The following is a 21,485-nucleotide window of genomic DNA, read 5'->3' as shown; positions in this document are numbered from 1 at the left end:
CATGTCGCCCAAAAGTGGCCTCGGTTCTGGGTCACCGACATGCATCGAGGCGGAGTTTAAAGCGCAGCACCGGGAAAAAGCACTATGGCACGCTCAGCCCTTCTCAACGTCATGGTCCAGGCCGCAATGAAGGCCGGCCGCTCGCTGTCGCGCGACTTCGGCGAGGTGCAGAACCTGCAGGTCTCGATGAAAGGCCCCGGCGACTATGTCAGCCAGGCCGACCGCAAGGCAGAGGACATCGTCTTTGCCGAACTGTCCAAGGCTCGGCCCGGCTATTCCTTCCTGATGGAAGAGCGCGGCGTGGTCGAAGGCGACGACGGCCAGCATCGCTGGATCGTCGACCCGCTCGACGGCACCACCAATTTCCTGCACGGCATTCCGCTCTTTGCCGTTTCGATCGCGCTGGAGCGCCAGGGCCAGATCGTCGCCGGCGTCATCTACAATCCGGCGATGGACGAACTCTACACCTGCGAACGCGGCGGCGGCGCCTTCATGAACGACCGCCGCTTGCGCGTCGCTGGCCGCATCAAGCTGGTCGACACCGTGATCGGCTGCGGCATGCCGCATCTCGGCCGCGGCCACCACGGCAATTTCCTGGTCGAACTGCGCAACGTCATGGCCGAGGTTTCCGGCGTCCGCCGCCTCGGCTCCGCCTCGCTCGATCTCGCCTATGTCGCCGCCGGCCGCATGGATGGCTTCTGGGAAACCGGCCTGTCGGCCTGGGACATCGCCGCCGGGCTGCTTTTGATCCGCGAGGCAGGCGGCTTCGTCTCCGACATGGACGGCGGCCAGGACATGCTCGACAACGGTTCGGTCGTCGCCGGCAACGAGGTCATCCAGCGCGCTTTGCTGAAGGTCGTCAAGAAGCCGCTCTCCTCCCGCTGACAGGCACGCCGCGCTGATGCGCCGCAGTCGCAAAACCGCAACGAAAGCTTGAAATACTGCCCGGCATGCGCCCAAATTGGAGGGCGCGGTGCAGGAACCCGGCTTAGTGAGAGACAACGAACCCTACCCCGATATCCCGTTCATCGGACGCTGGCACTATTCGCGTGCCGAGATGATCGCAGACGGTATCGTCCACGCGGTCGGCATCGTGCTGGCGATATCGGCCGGTTCGGCACTGCTGGCGCTGGCGGCGTTTCGTGTCGGACCGGGCGAATATATCGCCGCCGCCTTCTACGTGGTTTCGCTGCTCACCGTGCTCTCGGTGTCGATGACCTACAATCTGTGGCCGGTGTCGTCTCCGGCAAAATGGGTGTTGCGGCGTTTCGACCACGCCGCGATCTATCTGCTGATCGCCGCGACCTATACGCCTTTTCTGGCGCAGCTCGAAGGCTCGCCGCTGGCGCGCTGGATGATCGTGCTGGTCTGGACCGCGGCAGTGCTGGGCATTGCCATCAAGGTGTTCTTTCCCGGCCGTTTCGACCGGCTGGCGATCGGCTTCTATCTTGCCATCGGCTGGAGCGGCATCATCCTGGTCAAGCCGCTTGTCCAGACGCTGCCGACGACATCGATAGCGCTGATCGTCGCCGGCGGCATTGTCTATTCCTGCGGCGTCATCTTCTTCGCCTGGAAGGGGCTGCGCTTCCACAACGCGCTGTGGCACGGTTTCGTCATCACCGGCGCCGGCCTGCATCTGGCCGCCATGGTCGACTGTCTGGTCATCAATCGCCTCTGACACTATCGACGCGGCAATATTGCCAAGCGCCATTCAATTTAGTCACAATTCCGTTTAGAGTCGCGGTTTACGTGATCGGCGGCGGCATCGGAAACGGGGCACGGATGGCTTTTCTCAGATCCTTCGGCATGGGCAGACGTTCTGATGTCCTGATCTACGACCCGCATAAACTATCGAGCCCGCAGGTCTTTTTGCTGACCATGGTGATCTTCCTGGTCATCGTCGCCTTCATCGCCGCCATTCTGACCCGACAAATCTCGACCGCCTTTGGCAGCAATCCCGGCCTCAATGGCCTGATCGTCGGCGTGCTGGTGGTCGGCATCCTTTTGGCCTTCGCCCAGGTCGGACGACTGTTTCGCGAAGTGCGCTGGGTCAACTCCTTCCGTGCCGGCTCGGAGACGACCGAACCGGTGCTGCTGGCGCCGATGAAGGCGATGATCGGCCGTTCCTCGGCGATGGCCTTCTCGACCAGTTCGATGCGCACCATGCTCGATTCCATCGCCACCCGCCTCGACGAAAGCCGCGACACCTCGCGCTATCTCGTCGGCCTGCTGGTGTTCCTCGGCCTGCTCGGCACCTTCTGGGGCCTGTTGAACACCATCGGCTCGATCCGCGAGACCATCGAATCGCTCGATCCCGGCACCGGTGACGCCGCCGCGGTGCTCGATTCCCTGAAGCAGGGGCTTTCCGCGCCGCTGGCCGGCATGGGCACGGCCTTCTCGTCCTCGCTGTTCGGCCTCTCCGGCTCGCTGGTGCTCGGCTTCCTCGACCTACAGGCCGGCCGCGCCCAGACGCGCTTCTACACCGAACTGGAAAACTGGCTTTCCTCGGTGACCGACCTGTCGTCGGACATCGTCGTCGCCGACCCAGCCAAGACCGAATCCTCCGACGAGATCCGGGTGCTGTCGGAACGGCTGCGCAGCATGCAGGAGAATGGCGGCGGCTCCAACCCGCGCGTCGCCACCGCCATGGCCAATCTCGCCGACGGCATTTCCGGCCTGGTCAAGAACATGCGCTCGGAACAGCAGATCATGCGCGACTGGGTCGAGGCCCAGTCCGACGAGCAGAAGGCGATGCGCAACACGCTGGAAAAGATCGCCGATGCCCTGAAGAAGCCCGGAGTGCACTGAAGTGGCACTCGCCAGGGGCCGGCGCACCGATCGCCGCATCGACTACTGGCCGGGCTTCGTCGACGCGCTGTCGACGCTGCTGCTGGCCATCATGTTCCTGCTCACGGTCTTCGTGCTGGCGCAGTTCCTGCTGGGACGCGAAATCTCCGGCAAGGATACGGCACTCTCGCGCCTCAACTCCCAGATCAACGAACTGACGCAGCTGCTGGCGCTGGAGCGCTCGACGGCGCAGGACAAGGATGACTCGCTGGCCAATCTGCAGGCATCGCTGTCGGCGGCGGAAGCGGAAAGGAGCCGGCTCCAGCAATTGCTGGCGCAAGGTGCGGGCGCCGGCGACGCCGCCAACCAGCGCGCCGCGGCGCTCGGCGGCGAACTCGACAGCCAGCGCCAGATCAGCCAGCAGGCACTGAGCCAGGTCGAGATCCTCAACCAGCAGATCGCGGCACTGCGCAAGCAGATCGGCGCGCTCGAGGATGCGCTCAACGTCTCCGAAATCCGCGACCGCGATTCAAACACCAAGATCGCCGACCTCGGCCGTCGCCTCAACGTCGCACTGGCGCAGCGCGTGCAGGAATTGAACCGCTACCGCTCCGACTTCTTCGGCCGCTTGCGCGAAATCCTCGCCGACCGCGAGAACATCCGCATCGTCGGCGACCGCTTCGTCTTCCAGTCGGAAGTGCTGTTCCCGACCGGCTCCGAGGTGATCAACGATGCCGGCAAGGTCGAGATGAAGAAGCTCGCCGACGCCATCATCGAGTTGCAGAAGGAAATCCCGCCCGAGATCAACTGGGTGCTGCGCGTCGACGGCCACACCGACAACAAGCCGCTCTCCGGCGCCGGCCGCTACCGTGACAATTGGGAACTGTCGACGGCCCGTTCGACCTCGGTGGTGAAATTCCTGATCGAAAACGGCGTGCCTGCCAACCGGCTCGTCGCCGCCGGTTTCGGTGAGTTCCAGCCGCTCGATCCCGCCGACACCGAAGAGGCGCGCAACAAGAACCGCCGTATTGAACTGAAGCTCACCGAACGTTGATCCATCATCACGCGAACTCACGCGAACTTGTTCGTCGGCTCAACTCTAGGGCGCATATCGAGGCCGGCAAGGCCTGAAAAGATTATCTTTTTTTAATTACACATTGTCGCGGGGCGGTCCTAGCTTGCCGCCTGGGCCGAGAACCGCCGGCGATGAATCCCCGCTCATCGCGACGCGACGGAACCGGACGGCCCAAGGCCGGAAGGCGGGCGGACAACCGCCGCTTTCCTCTACAAGAGGAGACGCGTGATGCGCTCTTTCAAGACCTCGCTTAGAACTGCGACACTCACGGCGTTCCTCATCGCCGTTCCGCTTGCCGGCGCCTATGCCGCGGGCCATCACAAAGGCGCTCTCGACGCGACCGATCCGACCGACATGACTGGCCCGCGTGTCGAGGCGCTCATCCAACAGGTGCAGGGCGTGCATCAGGGCATCGTGGACGCGAGACAGGCCAACAACATCACCCCAGCCGTGGCGGAACGCCTGGAAATGCGCACGGCCTACATCGGTCAAACGGCCGAGAAAGTCGCCGCGTCCTATCATGGCAGGATACCGGCCGCGCAATACCATGACCTGTTGCGTCGTCTCGACAATATCGACCAGCGGTTGATGGTCGATACCGGCAGTGGTTTTTTGATAGGCGACGGCGCCGACGGCGGCAATTACCCGAACGGCTAAACGGTCCAAGAGGACGGCTGAAACGGTCCAAGAGGAAGGGACCGCCTGACGCCTTCGGGGGGCTCCCGCGGGCGTCCTTTTTACCAGCCGAGCCACACCGCAATCAGGGCAACCGCCGCCGGCACGGTCTGGATGAACAGGATCTTGCGGCCAACCGTTGCCGCGCCATAGAGGCCGGCAATGGCCACGCACGACAGGAAGAACAATTTGACCTGAAAACCGGCCGCACCGAGGTAAAGCCCCCAGATCAGGCCGGCGGCGAGGAACCCGTTGTAGAGCCCCTGATTGGCGGCGAGCACCTTCGAGGCACTGGCGAATTCGGGCGTCAGATTGAATACCTTGTGCCCACGCGGCGTGTCCCACAACACCATCTCCAGATAGACGATGTAGGCATGGATCAAGGCCACCAGCCCGACCAGGATGTTGCCGATCATGTTGTTTCCCCCAATTGTTGCCGGCAGCATTTCACGCATGACCGCCCCCACGCAAGATGCGTCCGTTGCGCGGTGCCTGAGGGTTGCCAACGCATTTGCGTTGGTGTCTTTTCGCGCCGTCCCCAATCACGGAAGCCGCCATGTCCTTTCAGAAACTCGATGACCTCGGTCACAAGCTCGAAGCGCTCGAGCATGCGCTGGCCATCCTCGGTGCCGACGAAGCCACCCACATGGCCGTCGGCGGCGGCGAGAAGCGTGCCGAGGCGATGGCGGCACTGGCCGGCATGTATCACACCAGGGCAACAGCGCCGGAGATAGCGGACTGGATCGCCGCGGCCGAAGGCGAGGCGCTTGGTGAAGAGCAGCGGGCTGCTGTCGCGGAACTGCGGCGGCAATACACCAACCTGACCTGCCTGCCGGTCGAATTCGTCGAACGCCAGACGACCGCGCGCATGCGTTGCGAGCAGCTGTGGCGCGGCCTGCGCGCCAAGAACGACTGGGCGGGCTTCCAGCCGGCGCTGGAGGGCGTCGTGGCGCTGGTGCGCGAGGAAGCGGCGCTGCGTGCCGATGTGCTCGACCTAGCCCCCTATGACGCGCTGATGGAGCAATACGACCCCGGCAACCGCACCGCCGACATCACGCCAGTCTTCACCGACCTGAAGGCTTTCCTGAAAAGCTTCGTGCCGGAGGCGCTGGCGGTCCAGGACGCGCGGCTGCGCAAGCGCCCGCTGAAGCCGCTCTCAGGCACCTATGCGATCGACCGGCAGCGCGAGCTCGGCCTTGCGATGATGGCGGCGGTCGGCTTCGACCTGACGCACGGGTCGCTGTCGGTGTCGCACCATCCTTTCTGCGGCGGCGTGCCGAGCGACGTGCGCATTACCACCCGCTACAAGACGTCCGACTTCCTGTCGGCGCTGATGGGCGTGCTGCACGAGACCGGCCATGCGCTCTACGAACAGAACCTGCCCAAGGCATGGTCGCACTGGCCGCTCGGCAAAGCGCGCGGCATGGCCGTGCATGAAAGCCAGAGCCTGTTCGTCGAGAAGCAGTTAGGCCGCAACCCGGCCTTCTGGCGCTGGGCCCTGCCGGTGGTCGAAAAGCATCTCGGCGAAGCCTGGTCGCTCGACGATATCCTGCCGCATGTGCATCGCGTCGAGCGCGGCCTGATCCGTGTCGATGCCGACGAGGTGACCTACCCCCTGCATGTCATCCTGCGCTACGAACTGGAGCAGGAGCTCGTCGCGGGCCGGCTGGAGGTCGCCGACCTGCCCGAAGCCTGGGACGCCAAGATGCGCGATTACCTCGGTCTTTCCACCATCGACAATCCGGCCGACGGACCGATGCAGGACGTGCATTGGCCAGGGGCCGCCTTCGGCTATTTCCCCTCCTATACGCTGGGCGCGATGATGGCGGCGCAGCAATGGGCGGCGCTGACGCGGGATCATCCTGCCGCCGATGACGATCTCGCCAAAGGCAATTTCGAGGCGATCAACGAGTGGCGCCGCAAAAAAATCTGGTCGCAGGGATCACGCTGGTCGACGCCGGATCTGCTCGAACGCGCCACCGGCGAAAAGCTCAACGCCACCTATTTCGTGAACCATCTGAAGCAGCGCTACGGAACCGCGTAGAGCGGCACATCAGGAACGTAGTTGGTTCTGCCTACTCCGCCGCGCCCCTGAAAGCACTGGCGCCGGTTTCGAACTGCAGCTTGGCCAGCCGCGCATAGATGCCGCCCTTGGCGACAAGGCTTTGATGCGTGCCTTCCTCGACGATCGAGCCGCCATCCATGACCAGGATCCTGTCGGCCTTCAGCACCGTTGCCAAGCGGTGGGCGATGACGATCGTGGTGCGGCCCTGCATCAGCCGTTCCAGCGCCGTCTGCACCAGCGTCTCGCTTTCGGCGTCGAGGGCGGAGGTGGCCTCGTCGAGCAGCAGGATCGGGGCGTCACGCAGGATGGCGCGGGCGATCGCAACCCGCTGGCGCTGGCCGCCTGACAGCGTCACGCCGCGCTCACCGACCTGGCTGTCATAGCCTTTTTCCAGCTTGAGGATGAATTCATCGGCAAGTGCATCCTTCGCCGCCGTCTCGATTTCGGCCTTGCTGGCTCCCGGCCGGCCGAAACCGATATTGTCACGCGCGCTTGCCGCGAAAATGGTGACGTCCTGCGGCACGATTGCGATGCGCTGGCGGACCGAAACGGGATCGGCCTCGCGCACGTCGACACCGTCGATCAGGATCTTGCCTGTTTCGGGATCGTAGAAGCGCAGGATCAGTGAAAACACCGTGCTCTTGCCGGCCCCTGACGGCCCGACGATCGCCACCGTCTCGCCCGGCATGACCTGAAAGCTCAAGCCGTGCACGGCGGCGCGGTCGGGCCTTGCCGGGTAGGAGAAGGAGACATTGTCGAAGGCGATCGCGCCCTTGGCGACGGCCGGCAGCGGCTTCGGATCGGCGGGAGCCTGGATCGCCGGCTTCTCGGCCAGGATCTCGGTCAGCCGTTCGGCGGCACCCGCCGCTTGCGCAAGCTCGCCCCAGACTTCCGACAACGCGCCCAGCGCGCCGGCGGCGAACACCGAATAGAGCAGGAACTGACCGAGCGTACCCGGCGATATCGAGCCTTCGAGCACGTCGCGCGAGCCGAACCACAGCACCGCCACGACGGACGAGAAGATGGTGAAAATGGCGAAGAAGGTAAGGAAGGAGCGCGCGAAGATCGAGGAGCGTGCCGCCTCGAAAGCAGCTTCCACCGCGGCCGAGAAATGCCCGGTGACCAGCTTTTCATTGGTGAAGGCCTGCAGCGTGCGCACCGCGCCGATCTGTTCGCTGGCATAGGCGGTGGCATCGGCAAGCGTATCTTGCGCCTGGCGTGATTTGCGCCGCACCGAACGGCCGAAAGCGACCAGCGGCAGCACGATGACAGGAATGGCTGATATGACGAGGCCTGATAGTTTCGGACTGGTGATGACCATCATCCCCACCGCGCCAAGACCGAGGATTACGTTGCGCAGCGCCACCGAGGCCGTCGCTCCGACCGCCGACTTGACCTGCGTCGTGTCGGCGGCAAGCCGCGACACGATCTCGCCCGACTGGGCGGTGTCGAAGAAGGCAGGCGACAGCGTCGTCACATGGGCAAACACATCGCGCCGGATATCGGCGACGACGCGCTCGCCCAGCGTGATGACGAAATAGTAGCGGCCGGCCGATGCTGCCGCCAACACGGCGGCCATCGCCACCAGAGCGGCGAAATATTCGGCGATGAAGGTGGTGCTGGCCGACGAGAAGCCATGATCGATCATGCGTCGCACCGCCAGCGGCAGCGCCAGCGTGGTTGCCGCCGCGATGACCAGCGAGATAATGGCGCCGACGACCAGTGTGCGATAGTGCGTGATGTACGGGAACAGGCGCCGGAGCGGCTTGAGCGAACGCCGGCGCTCGTCTGCGCTGGTGATTTGCGCCATCCCGATGTTTCCTCCAGCCGCCCTTGGGGTCTACGCCTCAATATGCGCTTGCCGCGGCCTTGTGATTCAATTCCGGCTGATGTATAGGCTCGCCGACCGTTTTAGAAGCCGTGGCTCCTCAATAGCTGCGGCTTCGAGTTTTAAAAAGAGGCGCATCGACGCAGGCTTATGCCCGTCGGCAGCGCCGGCAAGCCAGGAACCGAGCCATGAAGAGCGCTATTCATCCCGACTACCACACCATCAAGGTCGTCATGACCGATGGCACCGAATACACGACCCGTTCGACCTGGGGCAAGGAAGGCGATACGATGAACCTCGATATCGACCCGACCACCCACCCGGCCTGGACCGGCGGCCAGCAGACCCTGCTCGACCGCGGCGGCCGCCTGTCGAAGTTCAAGAAGCGTTTCGAAGGTTTCGGCATCTAAGCTCAACGAGCTTTCACGGAACAAAAAACCCGCCTCCGTGGCGGGTTTTTTGTTGCGGCGCGGCGCTACTCGGCCAGCAATTCCCTTAGCGCCATGCGCTTGTAGGCGGCGACCAGCCTGTCGCCCTCCTGGCGCTCAACCGAGATCGCCAGCCGCATGGCGGCCTCGCCCATCTGCCAGACCAGAAACGCCGTGGTTTCCAGTGTCGCCGGATCGACCGCCGGCCGCAGCCGTTTCAGCACCGCGGTGAGGAATTCGGCGTTGGCGCGGCTGTCGGCGAGTTCGAGTTGGCGCAGCGCCTTGTCGGCCTGCGTGCCCGACCAGATGTCGCGCATCACCGGCTCGGCCAGGAACAGCCGGTAATAGATGTCGACTAACTCTGAAAACGCGGACTGCAGGCCTTCGGCGTCGCTGACGCCGGCGAGTGCCGCCGAGATGCAGGCTTGGCTTTCGGCGGTGTAGCGCTCGGCCAGCGCCCAGACGATCGCCCGCTTGTCGGGAAAGAACTGGTAGAGCGAGCCGATCGACACACCGGCCCGTTCCGCCACTTCTCCCATGCGCATGGCATCGCTGCCTTGCTCGGCGATCAGCGCCGAGGCAGCGGCCAGCATGCGCTCGACCCGCTCGCGGCTACGCTGCTGGCTCGGCGCCCGGCGCGGTGAAGCAACCTGCTCCTGTGCGGAAACGGGGGCTGCCGTGTCTTCCAATGACTGACTCCAAATGCAATCAAAATCGCTTGACTCGCAAAATACGAGGGTTTATCACGTTTTGCAAATGTGAGGATTGTTCATATTTTGACGCAAAGGAAAACACAACGGGCATATGGAGCAAATGACATGATCGCGAAACTTCTTCCCACCCTCATCTTCATTGCCGCACTCGGCTCAGGCGTCGTCGGCGGCGTCTTCTTTGCTTTCTCCAGCTTCGTCATGCCGGGCCTCGCCCGCATGCCAGCCACAAGCGGCATTGCCGCGATGAATTCGATCAATGTCACAGCTGTGACCCCGCTGTTCATGACAGCGCTGTTCGGCACGGCGCTCGTCTGCGTCCTTGTCGCCATCGGTGCGGTGATTGGCTGGAGCCAGCCGGGTTCGCTCTGGCTGATTGCCGGCAGCCTGCTCTATCTCATCGGCATCGTGGTGGTCACGATGATCTTCAACGTCCCGCTCAACGATGCGCTCGCCGCCGTCGATCTGGCCAGCAGCAATGGCGCAGGCCTGTGGCCACGCTACCTCCATGAATGGGTGATGTGGAACCATGTCCGCACCATCAGCGGCATAGCCGCGCTGGCATCCTTCTGGTTCGCCACGCGTTGACGACGATGGATGGAGCGACCGATGAAGGATCAATACGCAAATATGGCCTTCGGCATGGCCATCGGAGTTGGTGTCGGTGCCGCGATCGGCACCGCTCTGGATGACCTTCCGATGGGCGTCGCCGTGGGTATTGCGATTGGCGCCGCCTTCGGAGCGTGGCGACGCAAGTGACGGCAGCGCCGGCGGCCTCTACGCCTTTGTCTTCCGATCGGAATGGCCGAGATCGCGGTCCGGGTCGATGACATCACGGACGAGTTGCTTCAGTTTGGCCGCGTCTGGAAAACCGCCGTCGCGCTTGCGATCCCAGACAAGCACATCATTGCAGGAAATGGTGAAGATGCCGCCGGTGCCGGGCACCAGCGTCACCTCGCCCAGATCGGTGCCGAAGGTCGACAGCAGTTCCTGCGCCATCCAGCCGGCACGCAGCAGCCACTGGCACTGCGTGCAGTAGGTGATGACGACGCAATGCTTCCCTGACGCGTTCATTGGTCCGCCTCCAGAACGCGCACGGTCGTGCCTGCAACTCGGTCATGTATTGGCTCGTTGCCGAGTGCGACGGTCAGCGCGATCCAACATGGCCAGAGAAAAGCTAGGGCAGACGCCGTAAAGGCGATTACGATTTCCAGTCGGGAATAGTTCAGCACGGGCGCCGGAACGGTTTTCCAGGTCTGGAAAGCAAAGAAAGCTCCGACCAGCGTGGCGGGCAGATAGCCCAGGAATTTTACCACCTGCCGACAAACAGTTTTTTGCAAAGCGAGGCCTTCCCTATGCCAATTCAGCTCGTCATGGACGAAGAGGGCCAAGACCCCTTTGCCAAGCGACCGGCTGAAGGCCCCCTCCATCACAAGAAGATAGGTCGCCAGGACCAGCACCTGGAGGAAGCCTAGATCCAGTGCCGCAGTTCGAAAATTTCCGTTTGAATCTAGGTCTATCGAAAGGGTCGATACTGCCTTCGATTGAGCGTCCGTGCTCGTACCGGCTGCCCATCTGGCCACCGGAAAACCGAAGAAGGATGTTGCACAAACCTGCCAATCGTAGCGGGAAAGTATAGGATCGTCTGTTCCTTTCAGACTGGCGGACTGGCAGGTTTTCCAGTTCAGCCAGAAGCTGCCCTTCACTCCGCCGTTGGTCATCAGAAACAAGGCCGCAACCAGTGCATAAAGAGCGACGAAGATGACAAGGTAGTCGATAAGCGAAGCGAAAAGCCGTCGCCAAAGGCCGCCTGGACGAGGCCAGGTCACTGCAAGTTCAACGCCTTCGTCAGTCATCTTCCCTCTCGCCGACAACTGACTGCGCTACACCTTTGGCGGAAGTCTCAAGCAGCGAGGCCATGCTACCCGCCTGTAGCGCCGTTGGCCACCACCTTGCAGTCTCATGCCGCGCTGAGCTTGGCCATGGTCTCGTCGTCGACTTCAAAGTTGGCGTAGACGCTCTGCACGTCGTCGTCGTCCTCGAGCGTGGCAACCAGCTTCATCAGCGACTGTGCCCGGTCCTCGTCGACCGGAACATTGTTTTGCGGCTTCCAGATCAGCTTCACCGATTCCGCCTCGCCGAGCGAGGCTTCCAGCGCCTTCGACACTTCGCCGACATTCTCGAAGCCACAATAGATCGTGTGGCCTTCCTCGTCGGTTTCAACGTCATCGGCACCGGCTTCGATCGCCGCATCCATGATCTTGTCGGCGCTGCCGGCCGATGCCGGATAATAGATTTCGCCGGCACGGTCCCACATGAACGACACCGAGCCGGTTTCGCCCATTGCCCCACCGGCCTTGGTGAAGGCGGCGCGCACATTCGAGGCCGAACGGTTGCGGTTGTCGGTCAGCGCTTCGACGATGACGGCGACGCCGCCTGGGCCATAGCCCTCATAACGCACGGCTTCGTAGCTCTCGGCATCGCCCATCGAGGCCTTGTTGACGGCACGCTGGATGTTGTCCTTCGGCATCGACACCGCCTTGGCGTTCTGGATAGCCAGCCGCAGGCGCGGATTCATCGATGGATCGGGCGTCCCGCTCTTGGCGGCGACGGTGATTTCGCGCGCCAGCTTGGAAAACATTTTAGACCGCACCGCATCCTGGCGGCCCTTGCGGTGCATGATGTTCTTGAACTGTGAATGGCCAGCCATGGTGTCGTCTTCTCGGCTAGAGCATCCCGAAGCGAAGTGATCTCACCTCGTCTTGCGCAATGCCCGAATTCAAAATTTCAGAGCGTCCCAGGTGCACCCCGTGGAAGCACGGCGTTCTCTGTCGGAATGGCCGGCTTATAGATAAATCGGCACAATTCGTCCAGCCGCACCGTGCACAGGACGCGCGACATGGGCTGCTGCAAGCGTTCACGCCTCCAGATCGGATTTCAGCCGCTCGATGATGCTGAGGGCATGCCCGGCATACTGGCTGATCCAGCGGTCGTGGATCTGCTTGATCGGCAGCGCGTTGAGATGGTTCCAGCGCTCGCGGCCGTCGCGCCGCGCAACGATCAGGTCGGCCTCCTCCAGCACCTTGAGATGCAGCATGACGGTGCAGCGATCTATATCGGGAAAGGCCTCGCACAGCATGCCGGTCGTCTTCGGCGCGTCCTTCAGCTGGTCCAGTATTTCACGCCGGCGCGGGTGCGCCAGCGCCTTGAAAACATTGTCGTCTTGCGATCGGCTTGACATGTTATGTTTATATAACATATTGTCGAACCGATCAAGGGAAGGAGTTGTGGATATGTCACTTGGATTCAGTGTTTCCGGACGCATCGGCAAACCGGTCGCCGACGTATTCGACGCGGTCGTCAATCCGAAGAAACTGAGCGGCTATTTCACCATGATCGGCGGCGCCAGTGCGCCTCTGGTGGCAGGCGCCGGCGTTGTCTGGTGGGGTAAGGTGCCGGTCGAGGTCGACGAAGTGGTCAAGGACCGCCGCATCGTGCTGCGCTGGGATGCCACCGACGCCGACGGCAAACCCGCCTACAAGACCCGCATCGAGATGAATTTCGAGCCGCTGGACGATGGCGGCACCTTCGTCACCATCGCCGAGAGCGGTTGGCAGGAAGGCGCGGTCGGCCTGAAGAAGTCCTACCTCAATTGCGAGGGCTGGTCGCAGATGCTGGCCTGCATGAAGGCCTATGTCGAGTACGGCATCAATTTGCGCGACGGCTACTACCGCAGCGAGATGAAGGGCGAACCCGCCAACGAGACCAATATCTGAGCGGCCCCCATATCTGAGCGCCAGGGAGCAAGACGGAGGTCAACGATGAAGAAAGTAACGCCATTCCTGATGTTCGAGGGCAAGGCCGAAGAGGCAATGACCCTCTATTGCGAGACCATTCCCGGCAGCAGCGTCCTTGACGTCACACGCTACGGCCCCGGCGAAGACGGCCCGGACGGCACGGTCAAGCTTGCGCGCGTGTCGATCGCCGGCCTGGAAGTCATGATCTTCAATACCCCCGTCAACCACGCTTTCACCTTCACGCCGTCGGTCTCGCTGTATGTGGACTGTTCCGCCGAGGACGAACTGGACCGGATTGTCGAGACACTGGCCAAGGACGGTGGATTTCTGATGCCGCCCGACAATTACGGCTTCAGCTTCCGTTTCGCATGGCTCAACGACAGGTTCGGGGTCTCCTGGCAGGTCAATCTCGCATAACCAGCCTGGGCAAGGGCGACCAACAACAGCTGAACACGACAAGGGAGCCAGCAATGACCGCGACAATCACCGGCGGCATCAACATCGCCATGAAGGTGCCGCCGCACCAGTATGAGGCGACGATCGCCTTCTACCGCGACGTCGTCGGCCTGAAGCCCTTTACAGACAAGGCACCGGCCATCGGCTTCGAGCTTGGCCCCAACCGCCTGTGGATCGATAAGGCGCCGATGATGAGCCACGCCGAAGTGTGGCTGGAGCTGTTCACCAAGGATTTCCCCATGGCTGCGGATCATTTAGCCAAGGCTGGCGTTGTGCGTTGCGATGCCATCGAGCCACTGGGCGAGGGCTTCCGCGGCGGCTGGATCACCAACCCCGCCAACATCATCCACATGCTGCGCGAACCGGACGCCTGGTGAACGCCAAGCCTCGAAAGGAGCATCCGATGGACATCCGCGAAAAGCCAACCGCCGCGGCCGGCATGCTGATCCGGCGGCCTGTCGCCGATGTATTCGAGGCCATCGTCGATCCGGCCACAACCACGAAATTCTGGTTCACCCATGGCAGCGGCCGGCTGGACAGCGGCAAGCAAGTCCTCTGGGAGTGGCGCATGTACGGTGTCTCGACGACCATCGACGTCAGCGAGATCGTCGCGAATGAAAAGATCGTCATGCAATGGAGCGATCCGCCAACCACCGTGGTCTGGAGCTTCACCGAAATGCCAGGCGGTACGACCTTTCTCGAGGTTCGCAACTTCGGCTTTGCCGGCAATGGCGACGAGCAGGTAAAAGAAGCCATCGGCTCAACCGGCGGCTTCACGCTCGTGCTGGCCGGCGCCAAGGTCTGGCTTGAGCAGGGCCTGACGCTCGGCCTGATCGGCGACCGCCACCCGAAGGGCGTGCCGGCTAACTAAATCGGATCAACCTCGCCGCTTTTCCTGTTCGGTCACATGATGGCGAAGTACGCGATTGATTTCGGTTTGATAGCCACCGCCTCCGACATGTTCCTTAAACCAGGATAGCACATCGGCATCGAGCCTAATGGTGACCGGCTGCTTGAGTGGTCGGTAAAGATGTCCACGGCGAGCATGAATCCAGTTCTCGGCCGGAGCTTCTGGAATGTCCGAGGTATCAATCTCGCTGTCGGGCAAATCGGCCAGCTTGGCAAGTTGATTGCGCAGATCCTGGCTAAGGTCCTTCCTGTTCATAGCGCTTCCTTTCATGCGTTGTCGCTTTCCGAGCACCAACGATCCGAACCCGTTCTTCATCTTCGCGACCGGGGTAGGTATGCACAACCAGCAATACCGCGACAGCCTCAATCATCCCGATCGCGTGCCATCGTTGCTCACCATCTTCAAACCGGTCAGGCACGATGACATGGAGCGGATCATCGAACACCTTTCGTGCAAGATCAAAGGCGATGCCGTGCTTGGCAAGATTGCGCCTCGCTTTTTCAGGATCCCATTCAAACTGCAAAGTAGCACCATCGACTACAGTATTGTATGTACAAATCCGTAAAAGTCAATCCAAACGCGGCATGCGCCCAAGCCCAAGCTCAGTGCCCGCCACCCGATTTCGCCTTCCTACGTCGCCGCGCCAGCATGTTGAGTCCCTCGACCAATGCCGAAAAGCCCATCGCCGCATAGATGTAGCCCTTGGGCACATGGTAGCCCATGCCGTCTGCGATCAGTGTCATGCCGATCATCAGAAGGAAGCCCAGCGCCAGCATGACAATGCTCGGGTTCTTGGCGATGAAGTTGGCCAGCGGCCCGGCCGCCAGCATCATCACGCTCACCGCCACGATCACGGCGATGTACATGATGGCGATCTCGTCGGTCATGCCGACGGCGGTGATGATCGAATCGATCGAGAAGACCAGGTCGAGCAGCAGGATCTGGAAGATCGCGCCGGCAAGGCTGATCTGCAGCGTCTCGCCCATCATCGTATCCTTGTGGTCGTCGGGATCGACCGTGTGATGGATCTCCTTGGTCGCCTTCCAGACCAGGAACAGGCCGCCGGCAATCAGGATCAGGTCGCGCCAGGAAAAACCGTGGCCGAAGGCCGTGAACACCGGCGTGGTCAGCTGGACGATGATCGAAATGGTGGCCAGCAGCACCAGCCGCATGATCAGCGCCGCCGAGATGCCGAGCCGGCGGGCACGGGCCCGTTGTGCTTCCGGCAGCTTGTTGGTCAGGATCGAGATGAAGATCAGGTTGTCGATGCCGAGCACGACCTCGAGCACAATCAGCGTCAGCAGCGCGACCCAGGCGGTCGGGTCGGACACGAATTGGAAATGCGGCGCCAGGAATTCGATGAGCTGCATGGAGGTCGTCCCCTCTTTTAACGATCTAGAGCAGTGTCGCCGGCAGTTAGGTACTAAGCGTGCCTATATCAATGTCAGGACCAGAAGGACGGTGCGGTTTCTTCCAGCCGTGGCCCGCGACGAAACGGCGCGATCCGCTCGGTCAGCCCTGTGCGGTCGGAAATATCGACGCCAACGCCGCACAAGGTCGCCGGTCCGGTCGCCGCCTCGAAGCGGCCTTTCGGCACCTTCGACAGGAACCGGTTGAGCGGCTCCTCCTTGTCCATGCCGAGCGAGGAATCGTAGTCCCCGCACATGCCGGCGTCGGACATATAACCGGTGCCGCCGTTGAGGACCTGGTGATCGCCGGTCGGCTGGTGGGTGTGGGTGCCGACGACGAGGCTGGCGCGGCCGTCGACGAAATGCGCGAAGCACATCTTTTCCGAGGTCGCCTCGGCGTGGAAGTCGATAATCACGGCATCCGCCTGCTCGCCGAGCGGACAGGCGGCAAGCTCGCGTTCGCCGGCCTGGAACGGATCGTCGAGCTCGGGATGCATGAACACCCGGCCCATGATGTTGGCGACCAGCACGCGCGCGCCGCTCCTGGCGATATAGACACCGGAGCCGCGCCCGGGCGTGCCCTTGGGAAAGTTGGAGGGACGCAGGAAGCGCTCTTCGCGCGGCGCGAAGGCGAGCGCGTCGCGTTGGTCCCAGACATGGTTGCCGGTGGTGACGACATCAGCACCAGCGGCGATCGTCTCGCGAAAGATATCTTCGGTGATGCCGAAGCCGCCCGCGGCGTTCTCGCCATTGACGATGACGAAATCGAGTTTGAAGTCGGAGATCAGGCCGGGCAGTTGTTCCCACACCGCCGTCCGTCCTGTCTTTCCAACCATGTCACCGAGGAAGAGAAGTCTCATATGATCCCGCACCGAAGGTCAGCGAAAGCTGCATGACGCCAGTGAAGATCATGCGTCCCTTGTACTTATCTACAATTTTGGCGCGAAGCGGCGCAACCCGCTCTCGGTCAGTATTTCCGGAATGACGACGTCATGTTCCTCATCCGGCACCATTGCCACCTCCTGGCAGTCGAAGGCGATGCCGACCAGCCGCGGCGGCTGTCCCTTGTCGATCAGCTTGGCGATGGCGCGGTCGTAATAGCCGGCACCATAGCCGATGCGATGGCCGCGCGCATCGAAAGCGGCGAGCGGCACCAGCATCACAGAGGGGTCGAGCACCTCGGCTTCCTCGTGAGGGCCGACCGTGCCGAAACCCATCTCGACCATCGGCGCGCCGCGCACCAGTTCGCGAAAGACGATGGTGGTCTTGTCGAGAATGGCCGGCAGGCAAAGCCGCGCGCCCTTTTCACGCAAGGCAAACATCAACGGCCGAACGTCGACTTCGGAACGCATCGGCCAGAAGCCGGAAACGATCTGGCCCGGCTCGACGTGGAGGAGATCGCGTGCCGTCTCGGCCATTTCAAGCGCGACCTCCACCCGCCAGAATTCATCGAGCGCATCGCGGCGTCCGAGGGCCTCACGGCGAAGCTGCTTTTTCAGGTCTTTGAGAGAGGTCATTCAGCCAGGCTAGAAAAGGTCAGATCTGGATGGAGTTTTGGGAGCGACGTTTTCCACCGCAATCATCCACCGAAATGCGGGACGCGTGGCAATAAGTGACGATCCACACAACCGGTGGAGAGAGCGATCCCGGGAACCTACAAAGTAGGTGGGCGCCGTGTGAGAAAACCCACGGGTCTTCCCAGGGACAGCTCCCTAAGGATCGTTAAGGCCCCGGGGAAAATGTTCTCCTGCCGGGAAGCACAGACCGTCCCGCCCAATATAGGCTGCCGGCCGGCTAAGCGCCAGTGAGACGGGCATATGTTTCCATCAGGGTTCAAGCCCATTCGTCGCGGCCGGCGCACCCTTGCACAGGGTGAGCCGCGTCCTTACGGTTGCCATGATCAACCGAGGAGCAAGAATGCGTTTCGAAGGCACGGCGGCCTATGTCGCCGACAAGGATCTGATGGTGGCCGTCAACGCGGCGATCGCGCTGGAGCGGCCCTTGCTGGTCAAGGGCGAGCCAGGCACCGGCAAGACGGAGCTGGCCCGCCAGGTGGCGTCAGCACTTGGCCTCGACCTCATCGAATGGCACGTCAAGTCGACCACCAGGGCGCAGCAGGGCCTTTACGAATATGACGCCGTCTCGCGCCTGCGCGACAGCCAGCTTGGTGACGAGCGCTTCAACGACATCAGGAACTACATCAAGCGCGGCAAGCTCTGGGAGGCGTTCGCCGCCGGCAGGAAGGTCGTGCTTTTGATCGACGAGATCGACAAGGCCGACATCGAATTCCCCAACGACCTCCTGCAGGAACTCGATCGGATGGAGTTCTTCGTCTACGAGACCGGCGAAACCATCCGCGCCGCCGTCAGGCCGATCGTCATCATCACCTCCAACAACGAGAAGGAGTTGCCGGACGCGTTCCTGCGCCGCTGCTTCTTCCACTACATCCGCTTTCCCGACGTCGACACGCTGCATAGAATCGTCGATGTCCACTATCCCGGCATCAAGCAGAACCTGGTGCGCGCGGCGCTGACCCAGTTCTACGAAATCCGCGACGTGCCCGGCTTGAAGAAGAAGCCGTCGACCTCCGAGGCGCTCGACTGGATAAGGCTGCTGGTCGCCGACGACATCGCGCCGGAAGATCTGCGCGCCGATCCGAAGAACGCCCTGCCCAAGTTGCATGGCGCATTGCTGAAGAACGAGCAGGACGTGCATTTGTTCGAGCGGCTGGCGTTCATGGCACGAAGGCAGCAATAGGTAGCAGCAGCGCTTTCGCTTCTGTGGACCGTTGCCAGCAGCCGAACAGGCAGGCAGCCTCGGCCAAACCTTCAGAGGAGATGACATGGCTGAGATTATCGTCCGCCCGCTCGCGCAGTCCGACCGCGCCGATTGGCGGCGGCTGTGGACCGACTACCTCACCTTCTATGAGACGAAGCTGCCGGAAGAGGTCTACGCCATCACCTGGAAGCGGCTGTTCACCGAGGGTGAGTTCGAGCCGAAAGGCTTCATCGCCACGCTGGACAGCAAGGCGGTTGGCCTCACCCACTATCTCTACCACCGCTCAGGCTGGTCGGAAAAAAACAACTGCTATCTGCAGGATCTGTTCGCCGACCCTGACGTGCGCGGCAAGGGCATTGGTGCTGCGCTGATCGAGGCAGTAAGACAAGAAGCCGCGAAAATCGGCGTCAAGAACGTTTACTGGATGACGCACGAAACCAACACCACCGCGCGCAAACTCTACGACCATGTCGCGCGCCGCACCGGCTTCATCGAGTATGATCTGCTGTAGATAGACAATGTTCATCCCCTTCTTCCTCGAACTGAAGGCCGCGCGTGTTCCCGTTTCGCTCAGGGAATATCTGTCGCTGCTGGAGGGACTGGAAGCCGGGCTGGTCGACTACGACGTCGAAGGTTTTTATTACCTCGCCCGTGCGGTGCTGGTGAAGGACGAGCGCCATATCGACCGCTTCGACCAGGTGTTTGCGCATGTCTTCAAGGGCATCGAAGCGCTGGGCGGGCCGGATGCCGTCGATGTCGCTGACATTCCCGAGGAATGGTTGCGCCGCATCGCCGAAAAGCACCTGACCGACGAAGAGAAAAAACTGGTCGAGGCGCTGGGCGGTTTCGAGAAATTGATGGAGACCTTGAAGCAGCGGCTGGACGAGCAAAAAGGCCGCCACCAGGGCGGCTCGAAATGGATCGGCACCGGCGGCACCTCGCCCTTCGGCGCCTATGGCTACAATCCCGAAGGTGTGCGTATCGGCCAGCATGAAAGCCGCAACCGCCGCGCGGTGAAGGTGTGGGACAGACGTGAGTTCAGGAATTTCGATGATGCCGTCGAACTCGGCACCCGCAACATCAAGATCGCGCTGAAGCGCTTGCGTCGCTGGGTGCGCGAAGGCGCCGAGGAGGAATTCGACCTGCCCGGCACCATCCACGCCACCGCCGAACATGGCTATCTCGACGTGCAGACGCGGCCCGAACGGCGCAACGCGGTGAAGCTTTTGATGTTCTTCGATGTCGGCGGCTCGATGGACGACCACATCAAGAGCGTCGAGGAGCTGTTCTCGGCCGCCCGCGCCGAATTCCGCCAGCTCGAATATTTCTATTTCCACAACTGCCTCTATGAGGGTGTGTGGAAGGATAATCGCCGCAGGCATGCCGAGGTGATTCCGACCTTCGACCTCCTCCACAAATATGGCCCGGACTACAAGGTGATCGTCGTCGGTGACGCCTCGATGAGCCCTTACGAGATCGCTCATCCCGGCGGTTCGGTCGAGCACTGGAATCCGGAGGCAGGCAGTGTCTGGCTCGGCCGTCTGCTGCAGCAATGGCCGAACGCGGTATGGCTGAACCCCGAAGACCCCAAGAACTGGGGCTACACCCATTCGACTGCGATGATCCGCGACATCTTCGGCGGCCGCATGTTCCCGCTGACTTTGGCCGGGCTTGAGGGCGCGACCAGGCAGCTTTCAAGAAAACACTGAAAGACTGACAGGAGATCCGATGACCTGCTTTCTCTGCCTGCAATGCGGCGTCCAGTTCGCGGCGACAGAGACGCCGCCAAGACATTGCCCGATCTGCGAGGACGAGCGCCAATATGTGCGCTGGGAAGGGCAGGCGTGGATCACGCCGGAGGAACTTGCTGAAGGGCATCGGCTTGTGATGAAGGATGATGCCGGCGTTCTCGCCTTCGGCATCGAGCCGCGCTTCGCCATCGGCCAGCGGGCGCTGCTGGCACAGACGCCACACGGCAACGTGCTGTGGGACTGCGTTTCGATGGTCAGCGACGAGGCGGTGGCCGAGATCAACCGCCGCGGCGGCCTGGCGGCGATCGCCATCTCGCACTGCCATTATTATTCGGTGATGGTCTGTTGGAGCGAGGCGTTTGGCGGCGTGCCGATCTATCTCCACGCCGATGACCGCCAGTGGATCATGCGGCCGCACAAGGCGATCGTCAGCTGGGAAGGCGAGACGCTGGCCATAAACCCTTCGCTGACGCTCATCCGCTGCGGTGGCCACTTTGCCGGCGGTCAGGTGCTGCACTGGAAACGCGATGGCGGCGACGTCTTGCTGGCCGGCGATATCCTGCAGGTGACGCCGACGCGCCGCCATGTCAGCTTCATGTACAGTTATCCGAACTACATTCCGCTCAATGCAGCGGCCGTGCGCCGCATCGCGGCGGCGCTGGAGCCATTCGCATTCGAGCATATCTACGGCGCGTGGTGGAACCAGAATGTCATCGGAGGCGCAAAAGCGGCGTTGGCTGCTTCGGTCGATCGCTATCTGGCGGCGATCGCATGAAGGTCACGATCGAAAATGCGGGAAAATGCCGTAACAAATGC

Annotated in this window: 29 protein-coding genes and 1 other RNA gene; 17 read left to right on the top strand and 13 right to left on the bottom strand. The window is 62.2% G+C overall.

Going from position 1 to position 21,485, the window contains the following annotated elements:
• Nucleotides 1–84: 84 nt before the first annotated feature.
• From NKI69_RS28110 to NKI69_RS28090, 5 genes are all read left to right on the top strand, one after another.
• The gene (locus NKI69_RS28110) at nucleotides 85–885 is read left to right on the top strand and encodes an inositol monophosphatase family protein (RefSeq protein WP_023811836.1); all 801 of its coding nucleotides are present in this window, start codon (nucleotides 85–87) and stop codon (nucleotides 883–885) included.
• Between the two features lie 106 nt (nucleotides 886–991).
• Nucleotides 992–1,678 carry a PAQR family membrane homeostasis protein TrhA gene (gene trhA, locus NKI69_RS28105; protein ID WP_031213453.1) on the top strand — a complete coding sequence of 229 codons (687 nt, stop codon included), beginning with the start codon at nucleotides 992–994 and terminating at the stop codon, nucleotides 1,676–1,678.
• A gap of 104 nt (nucleotides 1,679–1,782) precedes the next feature.
• Entirely contained in the window at nucleotides 1,783–2,808 is a 1,026-nt protein-coding gene (locus NKI69_RS28100; RefSeq protein WP_013529124.1) for a MotA/TolQ/ExbB proton channel family protein, read from the top strand.
• 1 nt (nucleotide 2,809) lies between these two features.
• Nucleotides 2,810–3,841 (top strand): peptidoglycan -binding protein, encoded by a 1,032-nt coding sequence (locus NKI69_RS28095; protein ID WP_023811834.1) that lies wholly within the window; start codon nucleotides 2,810–2,812, stop codon nucleotides 3,839–3,841.
• A gap of 249 nt (nucleotides 3,842–4,090) precedes the next feature.
• Nucleotides 4,091–4,519 carry a hypothetical protein gene (locus NKI69_RS28090; protein WP_023811833.1) on the top strand — a complete coding sequence of 143 codons (429 nt, stop codon included), beginning with the start codon at nucleotides 4,091–4,093 and terminating at the stop codon, nucleotides 4,517–4,519.
• Between the two features lie 80 nt (nucleotides 4,520–4,599).
• Here the strand turns inward: NKI69_RS28090 and NKI69_RS28085 are convergent, their stop codons facing one another.
• Nucleotides 4,600–4,953: a DUF1304 domain-containing protein gene (locus tag NKI69_RS28085; protein ID WP_023811832.1), complete on the bottom strand. Its 354-nt coding sequence runs from the start codon at nucleotides 4,951–4,953 to the stop codon at nucleotides 4,600–4,602.
• 140 nt (nucleotides 4,954–5,093) lie between these two features.
• Between NKI69_RS28085 and NKI69_RS28080 the strand changes: the two genes are divergently transcribed.
• A complete protein-coding gene (locus tag NKI69_RS28080) occupies nucleotides 5,094–6,581 on the top strand; it encodes a carboxypeptidase M32 (protein ID WP_352722981.1) in 1,488 nt (495 codons plus the stop codon).
• A gap of 31 nt (nucleotides 6,582–6,612) precedes the next feature.
• On the opposite strand, the gene NKI69_RS28075 is transcribed toward NKI69_RS28080, so the two are convergent.
• Nucleotides 6,613–8,412, bottom strand: a complete 1,800-nt coding sequence (locus NKI69_RS28075) for an ABC transporter transmembrane domain-containing protein (RefSeq protein WP_023811831.1) — start codon at nucleotides 8,410–8,412, stop codon at nucleotides 6,613–6,615.
• 206 nt (nucleotides 8,413–8,618) lie between these two features.
• On the opposite strand from NKI69_RS28075, the gene rpmE reads away from it, so the two are divergent.
• Nucleotides 8,619–8,840, top strand: a complete 222-nt coding sequence (gene rpmE / locus NKI69_RS28070) for a 50S ribosomal protein L31 (RefSeq protein WP_023811830.1) — start codon at nucleotides 8,619–8,621, stop codon at nucleotides 8,838–8,840.
• A gap of 65 nt (nucleotides 8,841–8,905) precedes the next feature.
• Here rpmE and NKI69_RS28065 read toward each other — a convergent pair whose 3' ends face one another.
• A complete protein-coding gene (locus NKI69_RS28065) occupies nucleotides 8,906–9,547 on the bottom strand; it encodes a TetR/AcrR family transcriptional regulator (RefSeq protein WP_023811829.1) in 642 nt (213 codons plus the stop codon).
• Between the two features lie 129 nt (nucleotides 9,548–9,676).
• Here NKI69_RS28065 and NKI69_RS28060 point away from each other — a divergent pair, with 129 nt between their 5' ends.
• Both NKI69_RS28060 and NKI69_RS28055 read left to right on the top strand, forming a co-directional pair.
• On the top strand, nucleotides 9,677–10,156 hold the full coding sequence (locus NKI69_RS28060; RefSeq protein ID WP_023811828.1) for an anthrone oxygenase family protein: 480 nt from the start codon (nucleotides 9,677–9,679) through the stop codon (nucleotides 10,154–10,156).
• A 21-nt stretch (nucleotides 10,157–10,177) separates the two neighbouring features.
• On the top strand, nucleotides 10,178–10,327 hold the full coding sequence (locus tag NKI69_RS28055) for a glycine zipper domain-containing protein (RefSeq protein WP_023811827.1): 150 nt from the start codon (nucleotides 10,178–10,180) through the stop codon (nucleotides 10,325–10,327).
• A gap of 18 nt (nucleotides 10,328–10,345) precedes the next feature.
• On the opposite strand, the gene NKI69_RS28050 is transcribed toward NKI69_RS28055, so the two are convergent.
• The 4 genes from NKI69_RS28050 to NKI69_RS28035 all read right to left on the bottom strand — a co-directional run bounded on the left by NKI69_RS28050 (nucleotide 10,346) and on the right by NKI69_RS28035 (nucleotide 12,809).
• On the bottom strand, nucleotides 10,346–10,642 hold the full coding sequence (locus NKI69_RS28050) for an Rdx family protein (protein ID WP_023811826.1): 297 nt from the start codon (nucleotides 10,640–10,642) through the stop codon (nucleotides 10,346–10,348).
• Nucleotides 10,639–11,424, bottom strand: coding sequence for an RDD family protein (locus tag NKI69_RS28045; protein ID WP_031213452.1), 786 nt, complete (start codon nucleotides 11,422–11,424; stop codon nucleotides 10,639–10,641). Before NKI69_RS28045 ends, NKI69_RS28050 begins: the two co-directional genes overlap by 4 nt.
• A 104-nt stretch (nucleotides 11,425–11,528) precedes the next feature.
• Nucleotides 11,529–12,278: a YebC/PmpR family DNA-binding transcriptional regulator gene (locus NKI69_RS28040; RefSeq protein ID WP_352722980.1), complete on the bottom strand. Its 750-nt coding sequence runs from the start codon at nucleotides 12,276–12,278 to the stop codon at nucleotides 11,529–11,531.
• A gap of 207 nt (nucleotides 12,279–12,485) precedes the next feature.
• A complete protein-coding gene (locus NKI69_RS28035; RefSeq protein ID WP_023811823.1) occupies nucleotides 12,486–12,809 on the bottom strand; it encodes an ArsR/SmtB family transcription factor in 324 nt (107 codons plus the stop codon).
• A gap of 52 nt (nucleotides 12,810–12,861) precedes the next feature.
• Between NKI69_RS28035 and NKI69_RS28030 the strand changes: the two genes are divergently transcribed.
• The 4 genes from NKI69_RS28030 to NKI69_RS28015 are packed head-to-tail and all read left to right on the top strand — an operon-like array spanning nucleotide 12,862 to nucleotide 14,692.
• A complete protein-coding gene (locus NKI69_RS28030) occupies nucleotides 12,862–13,344 on the top strand; it encodes an SRPBCC domain-containing protein (protein ID WP_023811822.1) in 483 nt (160 codons plus the stop codon).
• A gap of 45 nt (nucleotides 13,345–13,389) precedes the next feature.
• The gene (locus NKI69_RS28025) at nucleotides 13,390–13,782 is read left to right on the top strand and encodes a VOC family protein (protein ID WP_023811821.1); all 393 of its coding nucleotides are present in this window, start codon (nucleotides 13,390–13,392) and stop codon (nucleotides 13,780–13,782) included.
• Between the two features lie 53 nt (nucleotides 13,783–13,835).
• Entirely contained in the window at nucleotides 13,836–14,198 is a 363-nt protein-coding gene (locus NKI69_RS28020) for a glyoxalase/bleomycin resistance/dioxygenase family protein (RefSeq protein WP_023811820.1), read from the top strand.
• A gap of 26 nt (nucleotides 14,199–14,224) precedes the next feature.
• Complete coding sequence (locus tag NKI69_RS28015; protein ID WP_352629170.1) at nucleotides 14,225–14,692, top strand: SRPBCC family protein; 468 nt, start codon at nucleotides 14,225–14,227, stop codon at nucleotides 14,690–14,692.
• 6 nt (nucleotides 14,693–14,698) lie between these two features.
• Here NKI69_RS28015 and NKI69_RS28010 read toward each other — a convergent pair whose 3' ends face one another.
• From NKI69_RS28010 to ssrS, 6 genes are all read right to left on the bottom strand, one after another.
• Complete coding sequence (locus NKI69_RS28010) at nucleotides 14,699–14,986, bottom strand: BrnA antitoxin family protein (protein ID WP_023811818.1); 288 nt, start codon at nucleotides 14,984–14,986, stop codon at nucleotides 14,699–14,701.
• Nucleotides 14,967–15,254: a BrnT family toxin gene (locus NKI69_RS28005; protein WP_352722979.1), complete on the bottom strand. Its 288-nt coding sequence runs from the start codon at nucleotides 15,252–15,254 to the stop codon at nucleotides 14,967–14,969. Before NKI69_RS28005 ends, NKI69_RS28010 begins: the two co-directional genes overlap by 20 nt.
• Before the next feature lie 79 nt (nucleotides 15,255–15,333).
• Nucleotides 15,334–16,101 carry a TerC family protein gene (locus tag NKI69_RS28000; RefSeq protein ID WP_031213449.1) on the bottom strand — a complete coding sequence of 256 codons (768 nt, stop codon included), beginning with the start codon at nucleotides 16,099–16,101 and terminating at the stop codon, nucleotides 15,334–15,336.
• Between the two features lie 74 nt (nucleotides 16,102–16,175).
• The gene (locus NKI69_RS27995) at nucleotides 16,176–17,000 is read right to left on the bottom strand and encodes a TIGR00282 family metallophosphoesterase (RefSeq protein ID WP_023811815.1); all 825 of its coding nucleotides are present in this window, start codon (nucleotides 16,998–17,000) and stop codon (nucleotides 16,176–16,178) included.
• A gap of 69 nt (nucleotides 17,001–17,069) precedes the next feature.
• Nucleotides 17,070–17,657 (bottom strand): 5-formyltetrahydrofolate cyclo-ligase, encoded by a 588-nt coding sequence (locus tag NKI69_RS27990; RefSeq protein WP_023811814.1) that lies wholly within the window; start codon nucleotides 17,655–17,657, stop codon nucleotides 17,070–17,072.
• A gap of 96 nt (nucleotides 17,658–17,753) precedes the next feature.
• Nucleotides 17,754–17,909: non-coding RNA, 6S RNA (ssrS, locus tag NKI69_RS27985), on the bottom strand.
• Between the two features lie 148 nt (nucleotides 17,910–18,057).
• Here ssrS and NKI69_RS27980 point away from each other — a divergent pair.
• The 4 genes from NKI69_RS27980 to NKI69_RS27965 all read left to right on the top strand — a co-directional run bounded on the left by NKI69_RS27980 (nucleotide 18,058) and on the right by NKI69_RS27965 (nucleotide 21,444).
• A complete protein-coding gene (locus tag NKI69_RS27980) occupies nucleotides 18,058–18,897 on the top strand; it encodes an AAA family ATPase (RefSeq protein WP_023811813.1) in 840 nt (279 codons plus the stop codon).
• Nucleotides 18,898–18,982: 85 nt separating this feature from the next.
• Nucleotides 18,983–19,429, top strand: coding sequence for a GNAT family N-acetyltransferase (locus NKI69_RS27975; protein WP_352611384.1), 447 nt, complete (start codon nucleotides 18,983–18,985; stop codon nucleotides 19,427–19,429).
• Between the two features lie 7 nt (nucleotides 19,430–19,436).
• On the top strand, nucleotides 19,437–20,627 hold the full coding sequence (locus NKI69_RS27970; RefSeq protein WP_352611383.1) for a vWA domain-containing protein: 1,191 nt from the start codon (nucleotides 19,437–19,439) through the stop codon (nucleotides 20,625–20,627).
• Between the two features lie 19 nt (nucleotides 20,628–20,646).
• Nucleotides 20,647–21,444 carry an MBL fold metallo-hydrolase gene (locus NKI69_RS27965; RefSeq protein WP_352722978.1) on the top strand — a complete coding sequence of 266 codons (798 nt, stop codon included), beginning with the start codon at nucleotides 20,647–20,649 and terminating at the stop codon, nucleotides 21,442–21,444.
• Nucleotides 21,445–21,485 lie beyond the last annotated feature (41 nt).

Origin of the sequence: Mesorhizobium sp. M0491 (assembly GCF_040321265.1) — a bacterium.
Lineage (GTDB): Bacteria > Pseudomonadota > Alphaproteobacteria > Rhizobiales > Rhizobiaceae > Mesorhizobium.
This window is presented reverse-complemented; position numbering and strand designations above follow the sequence as displayed.

Coding starts and splice junctions, on each gene's coding strand:
- NKI69_RS28110 (WP_023811836.1), top strand. CDS start 85: ATGGCACGCTCAGCCCTTCTCAACGTCATGGTCCAGGCCGCAATGAAG.
- NKI69_RS28100 (WP_013529124.1), top strand. CDS start 1,783: ATGGCTTTTCTCAGATCCTTCGGCATGGGCAGACGTTCTGATGTCCTG.
- NKI69_RS28090 (WP_023811833.1), top strand. CDS start 4,091: ATGCGCTCTTTCAAGACCTCGCTTAGAACTGCGACACTCACGGCGTTC.
- NKI69_RS28085 (WP_023811832.1), bottom strand. CDS start 4,953: ATGATCGGCAACATCCTGGTCGGGCTGGTGGCCTTGATCCATGCCTAC.
- NKI69_RS28080 (WP_352722981.1), top strand. CDS start 5,094: ATGTCCTTTCAGAAACTCGATGACCTCGGTCACAAGCTCGAAGCGCTC.
- NKI69_RS28075 (WP_023811831.1), bottom strand. CDS start 8,412: ATGGCGCAAATCACCAGCGCAGACGAGCGCCGGCGTTCGCTCAAGCCG.
- rpmE (WP_023811830.1), top strand. CDS start 8,619: ATGAAGAGCGCTATTCATCCCGACTACCACACCATCAAGGTCGTCATG.
- NKI69_RS28060 (WP_023811828.1), top strand. CDS start 9,677: ATGATCGCGAAACTTCTTCCCACCCTCATCTTCATTGCCGCACTCGGC.
- NKI69_RS28055 (WP_023811827.1), top strand. CDS start 10,178: ATGAAGGATCAATACGCAAATATGGCCTTCGGCATGGCCATCGGAGTT.
- NKI69_RS28050 (WP_023811826.1), bottom strand. CDS start 10,642: ATGAACGCGTCAGGGAAGCATTGCGTCGTCATCACCTACTGCACGCAG.
- NKI69_RS28045 (WP_031213452.1), bottom strand. CDS start 11,424: ATGACTGACGAAGGCGTTGAACTTGCAGTGACCTGGCCTCGTCCAGGC.
- NKI69_RS28040 (WP_352722980.1), bottom strand. CDS start 12,278: ATGGCTGGCCATTCACAGTTCAAGAACATCATGCACCGCAAGGGCCGC.
- NKI69_RS28035 (WP_023811823.1), bottom strand. CDS start 12,809: ATGTCAAGCCGATCGCAAGACGACAATGTTTTCAAGGCGCTGGCGCAC.
- NKI69_RS28030 (WP_023811822.1), top strand. CDS start 12,862: ATGTCACTTGGATTCAGTGTTTCCGGACGCATCGGCAAACCGGTCGCC.
- NKI69_RS28025 (WP_023811821.1), top strand. CDS start 13,390: ATGAAGAAAGTAACGCCATTCCTGATGTTCGAGGGCAAGGCCGAAGAG.
- NKI69_RS28020 (WP_023811820.1), top strand. CDS start 13,836: ATGACCGCGACAATCACCGGCGGCATCAACATCGCCATGAAGGTGCCG.
- NKI69_RS28015 (WP_352629170.1), top strand. CDS start 14,225: ATGGACATCCGCGAAAAGCCAACCGCCGCGGCCGGCATGCTGATCCGG.
- NKI69_RS28010 (WP_023811818.1), bottom strand. CDS start 14,986: ATGAACAGGAAGGACCTTAGCCAGGATCTGCGCAATCAACTTGCCAAG.
- NKI69_RS28000 (WP_031213449.1), bottom strand. CDS start 16,101: ATGCAGCTCATCGAATTCCTGGCGCCGCATTTCCAATTCGTGTCCGAC.
- NKI69_RS27995 (WP_023811815.1), bottom strand. CDS start 17,000: ATGAGACTTCTCTTCCTCGGTGACATGGTTGGAAAGACAGGACGGACG.
- NKI69_RS27990 (WP_023811814.1), bottom strand. CDS start 17,657: ATGACCTCTCTCAAAGACCTGAAAAAGCAGCTTCGCCGTGAGGCCCTC.
- NKI69_RS27980 (WP_023811813.1), top strand. CDS start 18,058: ATGCGTTTCGAAGGCACGGCGGCCTATGTCGCCGACAAGGATCTGATG.
- NKI69_RS27975 (WP_352611384.1), top strand. CDS start 18,983: ATGGCTGAGATTATCGTCCGCCCGCTCGCGCAGTCCGACCGCGCCGAT.
- NKI69_RS27970 (WP_352611383.1), top strand. CDS start 19,437: ATGTTCATCCCCTTCTTCCTCGAACTGAAGGCCGCGCGTGTTCCCGTT.
- NKI69_RS27965 (WP_352722978.1), top strand. CDS start 20,647: ATGACCTGCTTTCTCTGCCTGCAATGCGGCGTCCAGTTCGCGGCGACA.